Origin of the sequence: Massilia orientalis (assembly GCF_030411975.2) — a bacterium.
GTDB classification, from domain to species: Bacteria; Pseudomonadota; Gammaproteobacteria; order Burkholderiales; family Burkholderiaceae_D; genus Telluria; species Telluria orientalis.
Genome location: NZ_JASNRB020000005.1, coordinates 354,173 through 370,607, shown reverse-complemented (window position 1 = coordinate 370,607; position 16,435 = coordinate 354,173). Strand labels below are relative to the sequence as shown.

At 67.1% G+C, this 16,435-nt stretch carries 14 protein-coding genes; 5 read left to right on the top strand and 9 right to left on the bottom strand.

Translation table 11 applies throughout. The annotated features are described in order from the left end of the window. Positions 1-63: 63 nt before the first annotated feature. Together QPK29_RS10240 and QPK29_RS10235 are read left to right on the top strand one after the other, a co-directional pair. On the top strand, positions 64-831 hold the full coding sequence (locus QPK29_RS10240) for a class II glutamine amidotransferase (protein WP_056122253.1): 768 nt from the start codon (positions 64-66) through the stop codon (positions 829-831). 90 nt (positions 832-921) lie between these two features. Beyond that, positions 922-2,202 (top strand): EAL and HDOD domain-containing protein, encoded by a 1,281-nt coding sequence (locus tag QPK29_RS10235; protein WP_160409764.1) that lies wholly within the window; start codon positions 922-924, stop codon positions 2,200-2,202. Positions 2,203-2,208: 6 nt separating this feature from the next. Here the strand turns inward: QPK29_RS10235 and QPK29_RS10230 are convergent, their stop codons facing one another. Continuing rightward, entirely contained in the window at positions 2,209-2,628 is a 420-nt protein-coding gene (locus QPK29_RS10230) for a DUF2141 domain-containing protein (protein WP_371768803.1), read from the bottom strand. Positions 2,629-2,683: 55 nt separating this feature from the next. On the opposite strand from QPK29_RS10230, the gene QPK29_RS10225 reads away from it, so the two are divergent. Then, positions 2,684-3,190, top strand: a complete 507-nt coding sequence (locus tag QPK29_RS10225; protein ID WP_056122259.1) for a sterol desaturase family protein — start codon at positions 2,684-2,686, stop codon at positions 3,188-3,190. Here the strand turns inward: QPK29_RS10225 and crtB are convergent. From crtB to metH, 6 genes are all read right to left on the bottom strand, one after another. Further along, complete coding sequence (crtB, locus tag QPK29_RS10220; protein ID WP_056122262.1) at positions 3,114-4,061, bottom strand: 15-cis-phytoene synthase CrtB; 948 nt, start codon at positions 4,059-4,061, stop codon at positions 3,114-3,116. The two genes, QPK29_RS10225 and crtB, sit on opposite strands and share 77 nt — an antisense overlap. Next, positions 4,058-5,545 carry a phytoene desaturase gene (locus QPK29_RS10215; RefSeq protein WP_371768802.1) on the bottom strand — a complete coding sequence of 496 codons (1,488 nt, stop codon included), beginning with the start codon at positions 5,543-5,545 and terminating at the stop codon, positions 4,058-4,060. Before QPK29_RS10215 ends, crtB begins: the two co-directional genes overlap by 4 nt. After that, on the bottom strand, positions 5,542-6,711 hold the full coding sequence (crtY, locus tag QPK29_RS10210) for a lycopene beta-cyclase CrtY (RefSeq protein ID WP_371768801.1): 1,170 nt from the start codon (positions 6,709-6,711) through the stop codon (positions 5,542-5,544). The genes QPK29_RS10215 and crtY overlap by 4 nt, the downstream gene beginning before the upstream one ends. After that, entirely contained in the window at positions 6,708-7,964 is a 1,257-nt protein-coding gene (locus QPK29_RS10205) for a glycosyltransferase (RefSeq protein ID WP_371768800.1), read from the bottom strand. Before QPK29_RS10205 ends, crtY begins: the two co-directional genes overlap by 4 nt. A gap of 1 nt (position 7,965) precedes the next feature. Next, entirely contained in the window at positions 7,966-8,922 is a 957-nt protein-coding gene (locus QPK29_RS10200) for a polyprenyl synthetase family protein (protein WP_160409706.1), read from the bottom strand. Positions 8,923-9,094: 172 nt separating this feature from the next. After that, positions 9,095-12,850 (bottom strand): methionine synthase, encoded by a 3,756-nt coding sequence (metH, locus tag QPK29_RS10195; RefSeq protein ID WP_371768849.1) that lies wholly within the window; start codon positions 12,848-12,850, stop codon positions 9,095-9,097. Between the two features lie 350 nt (positions 12,851-13,200). Here metH and QPK29_RS10190 point away from each other — a divergent pair, with 350 nt between their 5' ends. Next, positions 13,201-13,434, top strand: coding sequence for a BrnA antitoxin family protein (locus QPK29_RS10190; RefSeq protein ID WP_056122273.1), 234 nt, complete (start codon positions 13,201-13,203; stop codon positions 13,432-13,434). 145 nt (positions 13,435-13,579) lie between these two features. Here QPK29_RS10190 and fmt read toward each other — a convergent pair whose 3' ends face one another. Both fmt and def read right to left on the bottom strand, forming a co-directional pair. Then, positions 13,580-14,527, bottom strand: a complete 948-nt coding sequence (fmt, locus tag QPK29_RS10185) for a methionyl-tRNA formyltransferase (protein ID WP_371768799.1) — start codon at positions 14,525-14,527, stop codon at positions 13,580-13,582. Between the two features lie 11 nt (positions 14,528-14,538). Beyond that, on the bottom strand, positions 14,539-15,066 hold the full coding sequence (gene def / locus QPK29_RS10180) for a peptide deformylase (RefSeq protein ID WP_056122281.1): 528 nt from the start codon (positions 15,064-15,066) through the stop codon (positions 14,539-14,541). Positions 15,067-15,318: 252 nt separating this feature from the next. Here def and QPK29_RS10175 point away from each other — a divergent pair, with 252 nt between their 5' ends. Then, a complete protein-coding gene (locus QPK29_RS10175) occupies positions 15,319-16,434 on the top strand; it encodes a LysM peptidoglycan-binding domain-containing protein (RefSeq protein WP_371768798.1) in 1,116 nt (371 codons plus the stop codon). The last annotated feature ends 1 nt before the right edge of the window (position 16,435 follow it).

The window sequence follows — 16,435 nt, the reverse complement described above, 5'->3', positions numbered from 1 at the left end:
AACCGCATTTCCAATCCCATTTTCCCCGTACGGCTTTGCGTTCGCGCATGGTAAGCTTGACCCATGTGTCAGCTACTCGCCATGAATTGCAATGTCCCGACGGACATCGTGTTTAGTTTCACCGGCTTCGCCCATCGCGGCGGACGCACGGACACGCACCACGACGGCTGGGGCATCGCGTTCTTCGAGGGATCCGGCGTGCGCCATTTCGTCGATCACCAGGCCGCCATCGCGTCGCCGATCGCGGAACTGATCAAGCATTACCCGATCAAGTCGCTGAACGTCATCGCCCACATCCGCAAGGCCACGCAAGGCCAGGTGGCGCTGGAAAACTGCCATCCGTTCGTGCGCGAGATGTGGGGCCGCTACTGGGTGTTCGCCCACAACGGCGACCTCAAGGGCTTCGAGCCCGTCCTCGACGGACCGTACCGCCCGGTGGGCAATACCGACAGCGAGCGGGCTTTCTGCTTCCTGCTGCAGCAATTGCGCGACCGCTTCGGCGACACGCCCCCCGCCATGCCCGTGCTGCGCGCCGCCATCGCCGACCTCGTCGCCATCATCGCGCGCCACGGCACGTTCAACATGATGCTGTCCGACGGCACGGCGCTGTTCGCGCACTGCTCGACGAAGCTGTGCTACGTCGTGCGCAAGTATCCGTTCACGGCCGCGTGCCTTGCCGACGAAGACCTGTCCGTCGATTTTTCCCAGGTGACGACGCCGAACGACCGCGTCGCCATCATCGTCACGACGCCGCTCACGACCAACGAGACGTGGACGGAATTCGCGCCGGGTGAATTGAAGGTATTCGTGGACGGCCTGCCGCAATCCTGACAAAGTTTTTTACAGGAAATCATTTTCACATAGTCACCGGGCGGCGGAATGCGTTAAAGTAGCTACGTTCCCTTGCTACAAGAGTCCATGATGACCGATACCGCCGCGAGCCTGGACCACGCGAACTACCCTCTGCGCGTGCGTGACTTCTACCTGGGGCGCCAGCCGGTGCTCGACCGCAACCAGGCCCTGTATGGCTATGAGCTGCTGTTCCGCAGCGCGCGCCAGGGCGAGGCCGACGAGACCGGCCTGTCCGCGACGGCCGCCGTGATCGCCCATGCGGCGCAACTGGGCCTCGCGCGCGCGATCGGAGACGCCACCTGCTTCCTGAACGTGGACGCCGAAGTCCTCGCGAGCGACATCTTCGCCTTCCTGCCGCGCGACCGGACGATCCTCGAGATCGTGTCCGACGTCGTGCCGGACGACGGCCTGCTGGCGCGCATGCGCGCGCTCGAGGGCCACGGCTTCCGCTTCGCGCTGGACGGCGTCGACGGCGACAGCCTGCGCCTGCAACGCCTGCTGCCGCTGGCCGCCTTCGTCAAGCTGGACCTGCGCAGCGTGCCGCCAAGCGCATTGCCGAACCTCGTGCGCCGCCTGCACGGCATGGAAAAGACGGTGGTCGCGGAAAAGGTCGAGACGCGCGACACCTACCAGGCCGCGATGAACCTCGGCTTCGACTACTTCCAGGGCTATTATTTCGCGCGTCCGTCCGTGCTGGGCGGCCGCAAGCTGTCGCCGTCGCAGCTGGCCGTCGTCGACCTGATGAATCTCGTGATGTCGGACGCGGACAATGCCGACATCGAAAAGGCCGTCAAGCGCGACGTGACGCTCGCGCTGAACCTGCTGCGCCTCGTGAACACGCCGGCCGTGGGCGCGACGCAGCGCATCGATTCCGTCAGCCAGGCCCTGCTCGTGCTGGGCCGGCGCCAGCTGCAGCGCTGGCTGCAGATCATGTTGTATGCGGAGCCGGCCACGCGCGGCCACAACCAGACGCCGTTGCTGATGCTGGCCACGACGCGCGGCCGCCTGATGGAGCTGCTGGCCCAGCGCCTGCGCCCCGGCCAGCGCGCCGTCGCGGACATCGCGTTCACGGTCGGCATCATGTCGCTGATGGACGTCCTGTTCGGCATCCCGATGACCGACATCGTCGAACAAATCCCCGTCAGCGACGAAGTGCGGCAAGCCCTCGTGGGCCGCGCCGGCTTCTTCGGCGAGCTGCTCAAGCTCGCCGAGAGCATCGAGCAGGCCGACGAGAACACGGAACTCGTGCTGCCCACCTTGAAGGAGCTGCAGATCTCGGGCGACGACATGATCGAGCTGGAGATGTCGGCATTCCAGTGGAGTGATTCCGTGGTTCGTTACGCCATCTGAACCGGCTTAATGCAGCCGCACCGTCGCCGCCGCGGCCTCGGCGCGGATGGGCATGGCGGCATCGTCGAACGACGGTGGGCCGAAGCGCCCGCGCGCGTCGCGGCTGAACCCATAGTTCTCGCTCGGGATGCCGATCAGGTTGCGGTCCAGCTCTCCGTTCGCGTTCTCGTCCTGGTAGGCCAGCACGGCCCACGTCCCCGGCGGCACACCTTCGATCGTCACGACCGTCTCGCCGTCGCGCGCGGGCACGCTGCCCGTGTACGCGCACTGCTTGAGGAAGCGCTCACGGTCGCACACGGCCACGTTGACGTTGCCCTTGCCGCCGACCGTGTCGGTGACGTGGACGGCTATCGTCGCGGCGCCGGCGATCGTGGGCAGGGAGAAGAGCAGGGCGAAGTTAAGAAAAATCGTGAAACGAAACGTCATGAGGACCTCATGGGAAGTATGTTAGGCTCGGCGCATCTTCAATGAGGTGCGCGCCATGCTGTGGAATACCGTCATCGTCGTACTGACCGTCATCGCGATGGAAGTGTTTGCTATCGTCGCCCACAAGTACGTGATGCACGGCTTCGGCTGGGGATGGCACCGCTCGCACCACGAACCCCGCACGGGGTGGTTCGAGAAGAACGACCTGTACGCCGTCGTGTTCGCGGGTGTCGCCATCGCGCTCATCCATGCGGGCACGCAAGGAAGGCATCCGCTCGAATGGATCGGCGCCGGCATGACGGCCTACGGTGCGCTGTACTTCATCGCGCACGACGGCCTCGTGCACCAGCGCTGGCCGTTCCGGTACGTGCCGCGCCAGGGCTATCTGAAGCGGCTCTATCAGGCGCACCGGATGCATCACGCGGTGGCGGGCAAGGAGGGCGCCGTGTCGTTCGGCTTCCTGTACGCGCCGCCCATTGCCGCCCTCAAGCGCCAACTGCATGCGTTGCACGGTGGCGCGCCGCGTGCCAGAGTCCAGTCGGACGAGCACCCGGCTTCCTGAACCGCGACGCGAGCGCGTCGACCCCGCCCAGCGCCAGCAGGCGCAGTTTCGTCGCGCGCGACGTGCCCGCGCGCGTGTCCCAGGCGCGCGCGCCGCGCCGCTTCACTTCGATGCCGATCTCGCGATACACCCGGCGCGCCGTCGCGATGGCCCAGGCCGACCGCAGCGGCAGCGCGGCGACGCCGTCCATGGCCGAATCGTAGTAGGGCTCCGCATGGTCGACGAGGCGCGCGGCCACGCGCGCGAGCGCCGCGCGGTGCCGCTCGTGCGCGACGTCGGCGGTGGGGATGCCGGCCTCGCGCAGCCACCCGGCGGGCACGTAGACGCGGCCGACGCGCGCATCCTCGACGATGTCGCGCGCGATGTTCGTCAGCTGGAACGCGAGACCGAGGTCGCACGCGCGGTCCAGTACCGCCGCGTCGCGCGCACCCATGATCGAGGCCATCATCAGCCCGACGACGCCGGCCACGTGGTAGCAATAGCGCAGGGTGTCGTCGATCGTCTCGTAGCGCGCATCGGCCGCATCCATCGCGAAGCCGGCCAGGTGGTCGAACGCGTGGTGCGGCGAGATCGCGTGGCGCAGCGCGACGTCCTGGAACGCCGCGAATGCCGGGGCGGATTGCGGTTCGCCCGCGTAGGCGCTGAGCGTCTGGTTGCGCAGGCGCTCGACCTGGGCCGCGGCGTCGGCCGGCGCAGTCGTGTTGTGGCCCAGCGCCTGGCCGTCGACGACGTCGTCGCAATGGCGGCACCACGCGTACAGCATCAGCACGCTGCGGCGGGTGTCCCTGTCGAACAGTTTCGCGGCCGCCGCGAAGCTCTTCGAGCCGACGCGGATGGTCTCCGTCGCGTGATCCAATAACGCTTCGCTCATGCCTGTGCCTCCAGCATCAGGCCGGCCGTCGCCTTCGCGGACCCGATCACGCCGGGCACGCCCGCACCCGGATGCGTGCCCGCGCCCACGAGGTACAGATTCGACAAATCGGCATCGCGGTTGTGCGGCCGGAACCACGCGCTTTGCGTGAGGATCGGTTCGAGCGAGAACGCGGAGCCGAGATGGGCGTTGAGTTCGTCGCGGAAGTCGAGCGGCGTGAAGATGCGGCTCGTGACGAGCTGGCTGCGCAGGCCCGGCATGTAGCGCTGCTCCAGATAGTCGAAGATGCGGTCGCGGTAGCGCGGTCCCTCGACCGTCCAGTCGATCGGCGCATTGCCCAGGTGCGGCACCGGTGCCAGCACGTAATGGCTGCCGCAGCCCGGCGGCGCCAGCGACGCGTCCGTGATGCAGGGCGCGTGCAGGTACAGCGAAAAGTCGTCGGCGAGGGCGTTGCCGCCGAAGATCTCCGTGATCAGCTCGCGGTAGCGCGGGCCGAAGCACACGGTATGGTGGCGCAGCTGGTCGTGGTGGTGGTCGAGGCCGAAGTACAGCACGAACAGCGAATTCGAAAAGCGCTTTTTACGGAGCGCATCGGCCTGCGCCGCGCCGCGCGGGTGTGCGCCGAGGAGATGCGCGTACGTGTGCACGACGTCCGCATTCGATGCGACGGCATCCGCCTTGAACAGGCGGCCGTCGTCCAGCCGCACGCCGGTCACGCGCGTGCCTTGCGTCTCGATCGCGGCGACGGGCGCATTGAGTTCGATGCGCCCGCCCAGATCCTCGAACAATTCGACGAGCCCGCGTACCAGCGCGCCGGTGCCGCCGCGCGGGAACCATACGCCCCACTGGCGTTCCAGCGCGTGGATCAGCGTATAGATCGACGACGTGGCGAACGGATTGCCGCCCACGAGCAGCGAGTGGAACGAGAATGCTTGTCGCAGTTGTTCGTCCTGGATGAAGCGGGACACGATGCCGTACACGCTGCGCCACGCCTGCAGGCGCGCGAGCTGCGGCCCGGCCGAGATCATGTCACGGAACGACAGGAACGGTACCGCGCCCAGTTTCAGGTAACCCTCCGCGAACACGGCCTGCGAATAGGCGAGGAAGCGCCGGTAGCCGGCGACGTCGGCGGGGTTGCGCGCGTGGATCTGGCGGTCCAGCGCCTCCTGGTCGTTCGCGTAATCGAAATGACTGCCGTCTTCCCAGCACAGGCGGTAGAACGGAGAGACGGGCAGGAGCTCCACGTAGTCGGCCATGCGCCGGCCGCCCGCCGTGAACAGTTCTTCGAGCGCGGACGGATCCGTGATGACGGTGGGGCCCGCGTCGAACACGAAGCCTTCGTCCTCGTACACGTAGGCGCGGCCGCCCGGCTTGTCGCGCTTTTCCAGCAAGGTGGTCTGCACGCCCTGCGCCTGCAGGCGGATGGCCAGTGCCAGGCCGCCAAAGCCGGCGCCCACGACGACGGCGGTGTTCGATGCGTTCATGCGGATGTCCCGATCTGGTGAGGGTGGATGCGGCGCGCCGCGTCCAGTGCCTGCAGCACGGGGACGGGCGGCTTGCCGGACAGGATGCGCGCCTTGTCAGGCAGGGTGGTGCGGCCCGCGTAGAAGCGGGCGATCAGGGGCGCGGGCAGGCGATAGAAGCGCTGCATCACGCGCCAGCGCGCGTCCGGGCTGCCGGCCAAAAACAGCATGCGGTTCAGCAGGCGATAAAAGCCTTGCCCGCGCCACGCGGCACGCGCGTCGGCGCGGATTGCACCGAACAGCGCGGGGGCGTCCATGACGGACAGTCCGGCGAGACGCCGTGCCAGCCGCAGCGCATGCGGCAGCGAGTAGCCCGTCGTGAAGTGGAACAGCCCGGCGCGCAGGCCGGCGCACGGCTGGCCGCGCAGGCGGTGCCAGTAGCGCTCGACGTCGCCCGCCAGCACGATCGGCAGCGCGCCGTGTTCTTCGCGCAGGACCTGCGTGATGCGCCAGCCGCGTTGCGATGCATAGGCAGCGATGTTGGCGCGCAGGCGGTCCGCGTCGCGCGCGGCGGCGTCGACGTAGTGCGTGTCCTCGATCAGCAGCCGGTCCGGCCCGAACGGCAGCACGTAGACGAAGCGGTAGCCGCCCTGCTGCGCGACACTGGCGTCCATGATGATGGGCGCCGCCAGCCCGTGCGGCGCCGCGAGGCGCACTTCCTGGCCGAGGAACGTCTGCCAGCCCAGCGCGAGGCCGGCATCCGGCAGCGGGCCGCGGCCGTCGATCACGGCGTGCGCGTGCAGGAACGTGCCGTCGTCCAGCTCCACGTGCGTCGGCGTCAGCGCCGCGATGCGCGCCTGCGTGCGCAGCGCGGGGCCCAGCGCGGCTTCGATGACGCGCGCGAAATCGTGCGACGCGATGCTGCAGTAGCCTCCGTCCAGCGTGCGCGCATGGTCCGGAAAGACCACGTCGTAGCGCGGCCAGCGTTGCGTGACCAGCGGCGCGATCCAGTCCAGTTCTTCCGCATCGAGGTCGCTCGCATGGAACGACCACGTGTGGTTGCCGCCGATGTGCGCGTCCTGCTCCAGCAGCAGGATCCGCAGGTCGGGGCGGTGCGTGCGCAGGCGCCACGCGATCAGCCCGTTGGCGAGGCCGCCGCCCGCGAGGATCAGGTCGTAGGCGCTCATGACAGCGCCGCTTCGACGATGTCGGCCGCGCGCGCGGTGCCGCCGGCCAGCGCCACGTTGGCGGCCAGCGGTTCCAGGCGCTGCGTGAACGTCGGGTCGTCCAGCAGGCGGACGAGGTGGCGCGCGAGCTGGCCGGCGCCGGTAAAACGGGCCGACGCCTGGATGCCCACGCCCGCATGGCGCATGCGCGCGGCGCCGCCAGGGTGGTCGAACGCGATGGGCAGCGCGAGCATCGGGGTCTTTGCGGCGACGGCGTCCATCACCGTGTTCCAGCCCGCGTGCGAGATGACGGCGTCCGCCCGCGCGAGCGCGGCTTGTTGCGGCGCGAAGTCCGTGACCCACGTCGCGCCGGCCTTCAGCAATGCCGTTTCGTGGCGCTTGCCGAGGCCCCCGCAATGGGCGAGCAGCAGCTGCACGCCGGCTTCGCGGCAGGCCTTCGCGATGCGCAGGAACAGGCCGAAGCGCCCGCCCTGCATCGTGCCCAGCGAGGCGAACACGAACGGACGATCGGCGGCGATGGCGGGCAGCGTGCGCGTATCCGGACGGTCCGCCACCGGCCGCAGCGGCCCCACGTGGTGGAAATGCGGCGGCAGCGCGCGGCGCGGGAATTCGAAGGCCTCCACCGTCTGGCTGATCTGCGCGCGCGGCGACAGGAACTCGTGCAGCATCCCGCGCACCGGCACGCCGAGGCGGCGCGCCTGCGCTTCGACGGCGCGCCGGTGCGGCCGCATCATCCAGTCGTACACGCGCGTGCTCTCTTCGACGATCTTCAACGACTTCGCATCGGTGCCGGGACCGAATGGCATGACGGGCAGCGGGATGCCGGGCTCGCGGTTCACCGGCAGCGCGCACGCGATGGAGATGAAGGGCAGGCCCAGCGCCTCCGCCACGAGGCCACCCGCCGCTTCCATCTGGTCGGCGAGGAGGGCGTCGATGCGGAGCCGCTCGACGGCGGCCGGCAGCGTCTCGCACAGCATCGTCGTCGAGCGGGCCATGTCGCGGATCACGCGCGCGACGCCCAGCGGGCCGCCGGGATTCGCCGCAAGGCGCATGGACGCCGCCAGCGATCCCGGGGGATGCGTGGCCGTGCCGACGGCGTGGAAGCCGATGCGCGGGTCGCGCACGAACATGGCCGCGTCCGGCCGGTGGATGAACGTCACCTTGTGGCCGCGGTCGACGAGCGCGCCCGCCAGCGCACTCAGGGTCGTGAAGTGGCTGAGGAAGGCAGGCGCGACGACGCCGAAGTGGGCCACGTCAGTTGGGCGCGCCCGCCGCCACGCGGCCGAACAGGCCGTCGACGAAGCGGCGCGTGTCGGGACGGGGGCCGAGGGCGTCGGCCAGGTGGCGCTCGGCGTCGTGCAGGTGCAGCGCGAGGCGGCGCCGCGCCTCGTCCTGGCCGACGGCGTTGATGAGCGTTGCCTTGTGCGCATCCTTGCCGGTGTCCTTGCCGGTGACGGCGCTGTCGTTGCCCGCCACGTCGAGGAAGTCGTCGCGCAGCTGGAACGCGTGGCCGGCCGCGAGGGCGAAGGCGCGCAGCGACGCGGCGACGGTATCCTCGGCCTGGGCGACGATGGCGGCCATGTCGACGGCGACGCCCAGCAGCACGCCCGTCTTGAGTTCGTTGGTGACGGCGATGTCGTTTTCCGTGCCGCGGTTGCCGCGCAGGTCGAGGTACTGGCCCTGCACGAGGCCCTGCGTGCCGACCGTCTCGGCCAGCCGCGCAACGAGGCGGGCGCGCACGGCCGGCGGGACGTCCTGGGCGGCGGCGAGGATGCCGAATGCGCGGCTGAGCAGGGCGATGGCGGCGAGGATCGTCACGTCCTCGCCGAACTGCACGTGGACCGTGGGCCGGCCGCGGCGCAGCAGCGCATTGTCCATGCACGGCATGTCGTCCAGGATCAGCGAGGCGGCGTGCACCAGCTCGACGGCGCACGCGACGTCGACGAGCGCGGGCGATGTGCAACCGAGGTCGCGTGCGACGAGCATGACGAGGAGGGGGCGCATGCGCTTGCCGGCGCCGAGGGCGGCCGCGCGCATGGCTGCGTTTAGAAGGTCGGCATTCAGGAGGTCGGCGCGCGCGGCGTCAGGGTTCAGCCAGTGGCCGAGGCGGTGCTCGATCGCCTGGCGCAGCGTGTCGAGCTCGTTAGGCGGTTGTACCGGGAATCCGTCAAAAATGCCGACGTCCTCATGCCGCCTTGCTTGTATGGACATTCCCACCCCTCCCGCGCGCGCTGAATCGTCAGAATTGACGAATTCAGCCGATCATACCGGAACAACCTTGGCGAATCGCCAAGTGTTTCAAGCGTGCGCGGGACAAACCCGGTTCATTCATTCTTTCGGGGTCGGAGCATGGTGTTCCCGGGTGTGCTCCGACCCCGACTGATCAGAGATTCGGCGCGAGATAGCGTTCCAGCTCGTCCTTGGCCATGCCGCGGCGTTTGGCCATGTCCTCGAGCTGGTCCGGCCCGATCTTGCCGACCACGAAATACTTCGACTCCGGATGCGAGAAGTAGAAGCCCGACACGGCGGCCCCTGGATACATCGCGAACGACTCCGTCAGCTGCATCCCGATCTCGTCGGCCTGCAGGGTCTTGAACAGGTCCGCCTTGACGGTGTGCTCCGGGCACGCCGGATAGCCCGGCGCCGGACGGATGCCGACGTATTCTTCCTTGATCAGGGCCTCGTTCGACAGCTTCTCGTCCGCGACGTAACCCCACAGGTCCGTGCGGACGCGCTCGTGCATGTATTCGGCGAAGGCTTCGGCCAGGCGGTCGGCCAGGGCCTTGACCATGATCGACGAGTAATCGTCGCCCGCGGCCTCGAAGCGCTTCTCGATCTTCTCGGCGCCGATGCCCGCGGTCACGGCGAACATGCCGATGTAGTCGGCGATGCCGGACGATTTCGGCGCGATGAAGTCGGCCAGGCACTGGTTCGGGCGCTGCACGCCGTCGACGACGGGCTTGACGCCCTGCTGGCGCAGGCCGTAGTACGTGAAGGCGACTTCGCTGCGGGTGTCGTCCGTGTAGATCTCGATGTCGTCGTCGTTGACGCTGTTCGCGGGCAGCAGCGCGATGGCGCCGTTGGCGGTCAGCCAGCGCCCATCGATGATCTTCTTCAGCATCGCCTGGCCTTCCTCGAACACCTTCGCCGCCGCTTCGCCCACGACTTCATCGGTCAGGATCGCGGGATACGGGCCGGCCAGGTCCCAGGTCTGGAAGAACGGGCCCCAGTCGATGTAGCGGGCGAGGGTGCCGAGATCGACGTTCTTGAAGACGCGGCGGCCGATGAACTTCGGTTTCAAAGGCGAGAACGCCAGCTGCGCCTTGTTCGCGCGCGCCCGCTCCAGGCTCACCATCGGCAGCGCCTTCTTGTTCGCGTGCTGTTCGCGGATGCGCACGTAGTCTTCCGCGATCTCGGCGACGTAGCCGTCGCGCGTTTCCGCCGTCACGAGCGACTGGCCGACGGAGACGGAGCGCGACGCGTCCGGCACGTACACGACCGGGCCTTCGTAATGGGGTGCGATCTTGACCGCGGTGTGCGCGCGGCTCGTCGTTGCGCCGCCGATCAAGAGCGGAATGCGGCGGTCGCGGAACCACGGGTCGCGCTGCATCTCGCGCGCGACGTGGGCCATCTCTTCGAGCGACGGCGTGATCAGGCCGGACAGGCCGATGATGTCCGCGTTCTCCGCCTTCGCTTTCGCGAGGATCTCGGATGCGGGCACCATCACGCCCATGTTGACGATCTCGAAGTTATTACATTGCAGGACGACGGAGACGATGTTCTTGCCGATGTCGTGCACGTCGCCCTTCACCGTGGCGATCACCATCTTGCCCTTCGGTTTCGCGACGATGCCCGTGCGCGCTTCTTCCGCCGCCTTTTCTTCCTCGATGAACGGGATCAGGTGGGCCACGGCCTGCTTCATCACGCGCGCCGATTTCACGACCTGCGGCAGGAACATCTTGCCCTGGCCGAACAGGTCGCCGACGACGTTCATGCCGTCCATCAGCGGGCCTTCGATCACCTGGATCGGGCGGCCGCCTTCATTGGCGATCTGCTGGCGCGCTTCTTCCGTGTCCTCGACGATCCACTGCGTGATGCCGTGCACGAGCGCGTGCGCCAGGCGCTTGCCGACGGGCGCGTTGCGCCACTCGAGGTTCTGTTCCTGCTTCGCGCCGCCGGCCTTCAGGGTGCCGGCGAATTCGATCATGCGCTCGGTGGCGTCGGCGCGGCGGTTCAGCACCACGTCTTCCACGCGCTCGCGCAGTTCCGGATCGAGGTCGTCGTACACGCCGACCATGCCCGCGTTGACGATACCCATCGTCATGCCGGCCTTGATGGCGTGGTACAGGAACACGGTGTGGATCGCTTCACGGGCCGGGTCGTTGCCGCGGAACGAGAACGACACGTTGGAGACGCCGCCCGACACCTTCGCGTACGGCAGGTGCTCGCGGATCCAGCGCGTGGCGTTGATGAAGTCGACGGCGTAGTTGTCGTGCTCCTCGATGCCGGTGGCGATCGCGAAGATGTTCGGGTCGAAGATGATGTCTTCGGGCGGGAAGCCGACCTTCTGCACGAGGGTGTCGTAGGCGCGCTTGCAGATCTCGATCTTGCGCTCGAACGTGTCGGCCTGGCCCTTTTCGTCGAAGGCCATCACGATCACGGCGGCGCCGTAGCGGCGGCACAGCGAGGCCTGGCGCAGGAATTCCTCTTCGCCTTCCTTCATCGAGATCGAGTTGACGATGGCCTTGCCCTGCACGCACTTCAGGCCGGCCTCGATCACGGACCACTTCGACGAGTCGATCATGATCGGCACGCGCGAGATGTCCGGTTCGGACGCGATCAGGTTCAGGAAGCGCGTCATCGCGGCCTGCGAATCGAGCATCGCCTCGTCCATGTTGATGTCGATGACCTGGGCGCCGTTCTCGACCTGCTGGCGCGCGACGGACAGCGCCTCGTCGAACTGTTCGTTCAGGATCATGCGCGCGAACGCCTTCGAGCCCGTGACGTTGGTGCGCTCGCCGACGTTGACGAACAGCGAGGTGGCGTCGACGACGAACGGCTCCAGGCCGGACAGGCGCAGCGCGACGGGGATCTCGGGCACGGTGCGCGGCGGGCAGTCTTTCAGCAGCTCGCCAATGGCCTGGATGTGTTCCGGCGTGGTGCCGCAGCAGCCGCCGGCGATGTTGACGAAGCCGGCGTCGGCGAATTCGCGCAGCAGGGCCGAGGTGTCGGACGGCAGTTCGTCGAAGCCCGTGTCGCTCATCGGGTTGGGCAGGCCGGCGTTCGGGTAGATGCAGACGAACGTATCGGCGATTTGCGAGAGTTCTTCGGCGTACGGGCGCATCAGGGCGGCGCCGAGTGCGCAGTTCAGGCCGATCGTCAGCGGCTTCGCGTGGCGCACGGAATTCCAGAACGCGGACACGGTCTGGCCGGACAGGATGCGGCCCGACGCGTCGGTGACGGTGCCGGAGATCATCAGCGGCACGCGCGGCGTTTCCGGATGCTCGGTGAAGTACTGGTCGATGGCGAACAGCGCGGCCTTGCAGTTCAGCGTGTCGAAGATGGTCTCGACGAGCAGCAGGTCGACGCCGCCCTCGACGAGCGCATCGACCTGTTCGTAATACGCCGTCACGAGCTGGTCGAACGTCACGTTGCGGGCGGCCGGGTCGTTCACGTCCGGCGAAATGGAAGCCGTCTTCGGCGTCGGGCCGAGGGCGCCGGCGGCGTAGCGGGGCTTGTCCGGCGTCGAGTATTTCACGCAGGCGGCACGGGCGAGCTGCGCGGCTGCCACGTTCATCTCGCGTACGAGATGCGCCATGTGGTAGTCGTCCTGGGCGACGCCGGTGGCGCCGAACGTGTTCGTCTCGATGATGTCGGCGCCGGCGGCCAGGTAGCGTTCGTGGATTTCCTGGATGATCTGCGGCTGCGTCAGGTTCAGCAATTCGTTGTTGCCCTTGACGAACAGTTCACGTGCTCCGCTGTCGGCAGGAGCCGTGAAATCGATGAAGCGGCCGTTCGGGCCGCCGCGGTAGGCCTGCTCGTCGAGCTTGTATTGCTGGATGATCGTGCCCATCGCGCCGTCCAGTATCATGATGCGGCGGGCGAGCGCTTCGCGCAGCTGGGCTTCGACGGGGGACATGGCGTGGGCGGCGGTGTTCATCGTAGGGCTTTCCTGAGAGCGGCTGGATAAATATGAGGCGGGTCTGTGATTATACCGTTACTGGCCGAGTTTGTTCCCGATGCGGCCCAAGGGCCACGGTTCGCTCGAAATCGGACGCGAGTGTAAAGACGTTTGTAACGTATTGTTTCAACTGTCGTATTGTTACATTGGGATACAAATTGCCCCATATTAGCAATTTCCCGGATACATACAGAGGTGACAATAAATCCCATTGAGACCGCCGCTGGCGCGGTTTCATTGATCTGTATCAGTCCAATCAACGGAAAGTGCGGACCGTCGCTCCGCCGCCAAAATGGGAAGAATTGCAAATGAATAAAGAGTACGAGCCTGAGTGGGACCAGCCGGCAGTCCGCAACGAAGACAACACCCCGACCAAGGCCCACGCTGTCGCTGGCGTGAAACAAATCGTCACCATCCGCCTGGATGTGGACATGCTGGAATGGTTCAAGTCGGCTGGCCCCGGCTACCAGACCCGCATCAACCAGGTCCTGCGTGAATACATGGAAGCGAATCGCGTGCGTGCTCAAGGCGAGCAGCACTGATTCCTTTCGTGTCCTGATGGTCGGGGCACAGCGCCCCGCTGATTTGCAGACCTGATGCCGGAACGGCATGCCATCCGACAGAATGCAAAAAGGGCATCACCGGCGCGAACCGGTTGATGCCCTTCTTCATTATTGCTGCAGGTAGTTACACGAACGCGAGCCCGTCGAACGAAAAGCCTTTCAGGAACTCGCCTGCCGCCAGGCGCTTGCTACCCGGCTTTTGCAGTTCCGTCACACGGAGCGCGCCCGTGCCGCACGCGACGACGATCCCCTGCGCATCCGCCTGCAGCACCTGGCCCGGCTGGCCGTGACCGTCCGCCGGTTGGGCGTTCCAGATCTTGATCGTGGTCGCGCCCGCCTGGCCATGCGCACCCGGGAACGGGTTGAACGCACGCACCTTGCGCGCCAGCTCGACGGCAGGCAGCGTCCAGTCCAGCTTCGCTTCTTCCTTGCCGATCTTGGCCGCATAGGTCACGCCGTCTTCCGGCTGGGGTACGGCTTCCAGTTGTCCCTGCGCCATTTTTTGCAGAGCCTCGACGATCATGCGGCCACCGAGCGCAGCCAGCTTGTCGTGCAGGCTCCCGGTCGTGTCCGTGCCGCCGATGGCGATGCGCTCGATCAGCAGCATCGGGCCCGTGTCCAGGCCTTCTTCCATTTCCATGATCGTGACGCCCGTCTCGGCGTCGCCCGCTTCGATCGCGCGGTGGATCGGGGCGGCGCCGCGCCAGCGCGGCAGGATGGAGCCGTGGATATTGATACACGGCTTGATGTCCAGCGTGGAGCGAGGCAGGATCAGGCCGTAGGCCGCCACGACCATCACGTCGTACGCCGTCGCCAGCAGGCGCTCGTGCGCGGCCTTCGCCTCGGCCGCGCGCTGCGGATCCTTCGCATCCATGCGCAGCGACAGCGGCTGCAGCACCTCGATGCCATGCGCGACGGCGACCTGCTTCACGGCGGACGCCTGCAACTGCATGCCGCGGCCGGCCGGGCGGTCCGGCTGGGTCAGCACGAGCGGGACAATGAAACCCGCGTCGAGCAGGGCGCGCAGGGCGACGGCGGCGAATTCCGGCGTGCCGGCGAAGACGACCCGCATTTTCTCCCTGCTCATGCGCGGCGGGCGGACGAGCGCTGCATGTCGCGTTCTTCCTTCTGCAGCTTCGTCTTGATGCGGTTGCGCTTCAGCGGCGACAGGTATTCCACGAAAACCTTGCCCATCAAGTGGTCCAGCTCGTGCTGGATGCACACGGCCAGCAGGCCGTCGGCCTCGATCTCGAACGGCTTGTTGAACTGGTCGACGGCGCGCACTTTCACGCGCGAAGGACGCTCGACGCCGTCATAGATGCCCGGCACGGACAGGCAGCCTTCGTCATAGACCTGCTTGTCCGGGCTGGACCAGACGATTTCCGGGTTGACGAAGACCAGCAGGTTGTCCTTGGTCTCGGTCACGTCGATGACGACGATGCGCTCGTGCACGTCCACCTGCGTGGCGGCCAGGCCCACGCCCGGGGCGTCGTACATGGTCTCGGCCATGTCCGCCACCAGCGTGTGGAGGCGGTCGCCGAATTCGGTGACCGGCTTGGCAACCTTGTGCAGGCGCGGGTCGGGGTAGCGGAGAATGTTCAGTAAGGCCATGGCTGTGTATTCGAAATCAATCAGTAATCGGTATATTGGGCCGCGCGGGCATAAACGCAACACGCCGCCCCCGCTCCCGGGTGCGGTTTGTCTTGCTAGTTCAGGGATTTCTCGGCAGAATTTGATTCAGTAAGGCAACTATTGCGACCCTTCATGATCCGCTGCGCGGTCGAAGAGTCGTCTGGTTCCTGCGTTGTTGCCGGCCGAGGTGGCGTAGCACCCGTGTCGATACGGCACTTTACGGACTCTCCAATGAAAAATTTTAGCACAGGCGTTGCCCGGTCGCTCGCGATCCGCGCCGCCGCCGCGGCCCTTTTCGCCTCCTGCGCCGCCGTTTCCGCCCAGGCCGCCACGAACTGCGCCTTCCGCCCGAATGCCCCCGACCAGCACGTCGTCGTCAAGGGCGATACCTTGTGGGACATTTCCGGCGCCTTCCTCGAGCACCCGTGGTGCTGGCCCCAGGTGTGGGGCATGAACCGCGACGAGATCCGCAATCCGCACTGGATCTATCCGGGCCAGGTCGTCTATTTCGATCGCGCCCGCGGCCGCCTGACGCTGAACAAGCCGGGCAGCGACACGGATGCCGGCGAGCCGCCCCTCGTGCGTCTCGCTCCGCAATTGCGCACGGAAAATATCGGCCGGGACAATGCCGTGCCCGCGATTCCGGCCGGCGTGATCGAACCGTTCCTGACCCAGCCGCTCGTCGTCGAGGCGCAGGCACTGGCGAATGCCGCGCGCATCGTCGCCGCGCAGGAAGACCGGCTGTACCTGGGCGAGGGCGACCGCATCTATGTGCGCGGCGCGCTCGACGGCGCAACCAGTTTTCAGGTCTTCCGGCCGGGCAAGGAACTGGTCGATCCGGAGTCCGGCAAGGTCGTTGCCCACGAAGCGGCGTATGTCGGCACGGCCCGCCTCGTGAAGGAAGCGGGGCCGGGCACGGACGTCCACACGTTCGCGGTCACCCGCTCCGTGAAGGAAATGGGCGTCGGCGACCGTCTGTTGCCGACGCCGCCCACGCCCGTGCGCAACTATGTCCCGCACGCGCCCGCGCGGCCGGTGGCGGCGCGCGTGATGGCGCTCGCGTCCGAATCGAATTTCGCGTCGCAGAACCAGGTGGTGACTGTCAACCGGGGCACGCTTGACGGACTCGATGTCGGCGCCGTGCTGCAGCTTTATCATCTCGGGCAGACCGTGACGGACCCGGAAAGCAAAGGTTTCCTCGGGTTCGGCAAGGCGAAACTGAGGCTCCCGGACGAGCAATACGGCGACCTGTTCATCTTCCGGGTTTTCGACCACGTCTCTTACGGACTGGTCATGCAGGTGACGCAGCCGGTGCAGGTCGGCGACGTCGCACGATCACCGGAGTGAA

Coding starts and splice junctions, on each gene's coding strand:
- QPK29_RS10240 (WP_056122253.1), top strand. CDS start 64: ATGTGTCAGCTACTCGCCATGAATTGCAATGTCCCGACGGACATCGTG.
- QPK29_RS10235 (WP_160409764.1), top strand. CDS start 922: ATGACCGATACCGCCGCGAGCCTGGACCACGCGAACTACCCTCTGCGC.
- QPK29_RS10230 (WP_371768803.1), bottom strand. CDS start 2,628: ATGACGTTTCGTTTCACGATTTTTCTTAACTTCGCCCTGCTCTTCTCC.
- QPK29_RS10225 (WP_056122259.1), top strand. CDS start 2,684: ATGCTGTGGAATACCGTCATCGTCGTACTGACCGTCATCGCGATGGAA.
- crtB (WP_056122262.1), bottom strand. CDS start 4,061: ATGAGCGAAGCGTTATTGGATCACGCGACGGAGACCATCCGCGTCGGC.
- QPK29_RS10215 (WP_371768802.1), bottom strand. CDS start 5,545: ATGAACGCATCGAACACCGCCGTCGTCGTGGGCGCCGGCTTTGGCGGC.
- crtY (WP_371768801.1), bottom strand. CDS start 6,711: ATGAGCGCCTACGACCTGATCCTCGCGGGCGGCGGCCTCGCCAACGGG.
- QPK29_RS10200 (WP_160409706.1), bottom strand. CDS start 8,922: ATGTCCATACAAGCAAGGCGGCATGAGGACGTCGGCATTTTTGACGGA.
- metH (WP_371768849.1), bottom strand. CDS start 12,850: ATGTCCCCCGTCGAAGCCCAGCTGCGCGAAGCGCTCGCCCGCCGCATC.
- QPK29_RS10190 (WP_056122273.1), top strand. CDS start 13,201: ATGAATAAAGAGTACGAGCCTGAGTGGGACCAGCCGGCAGTCCGCAAC.
- fmt (WP_371768799.1), bottom strand. CDS start 14,527: ATGCGGGTCGTCTTCGCCGGCACGCCGGAATTCGCCGCCGTCGCCCTG.
- def (WP_056122281.1), bottom strand. CDS start 15,066: ATGGCCTTACTGAACATTCTCCGCTACCCCGACCCGCGCCTGCACAAG.
- QPK29_RS10175 (WP_371768798.1), top strand. CDS start 15,319: ATGAAAAATTTTAGCACAGGCGTTGCCCGGTCGCTCGCGATCCGCGCC.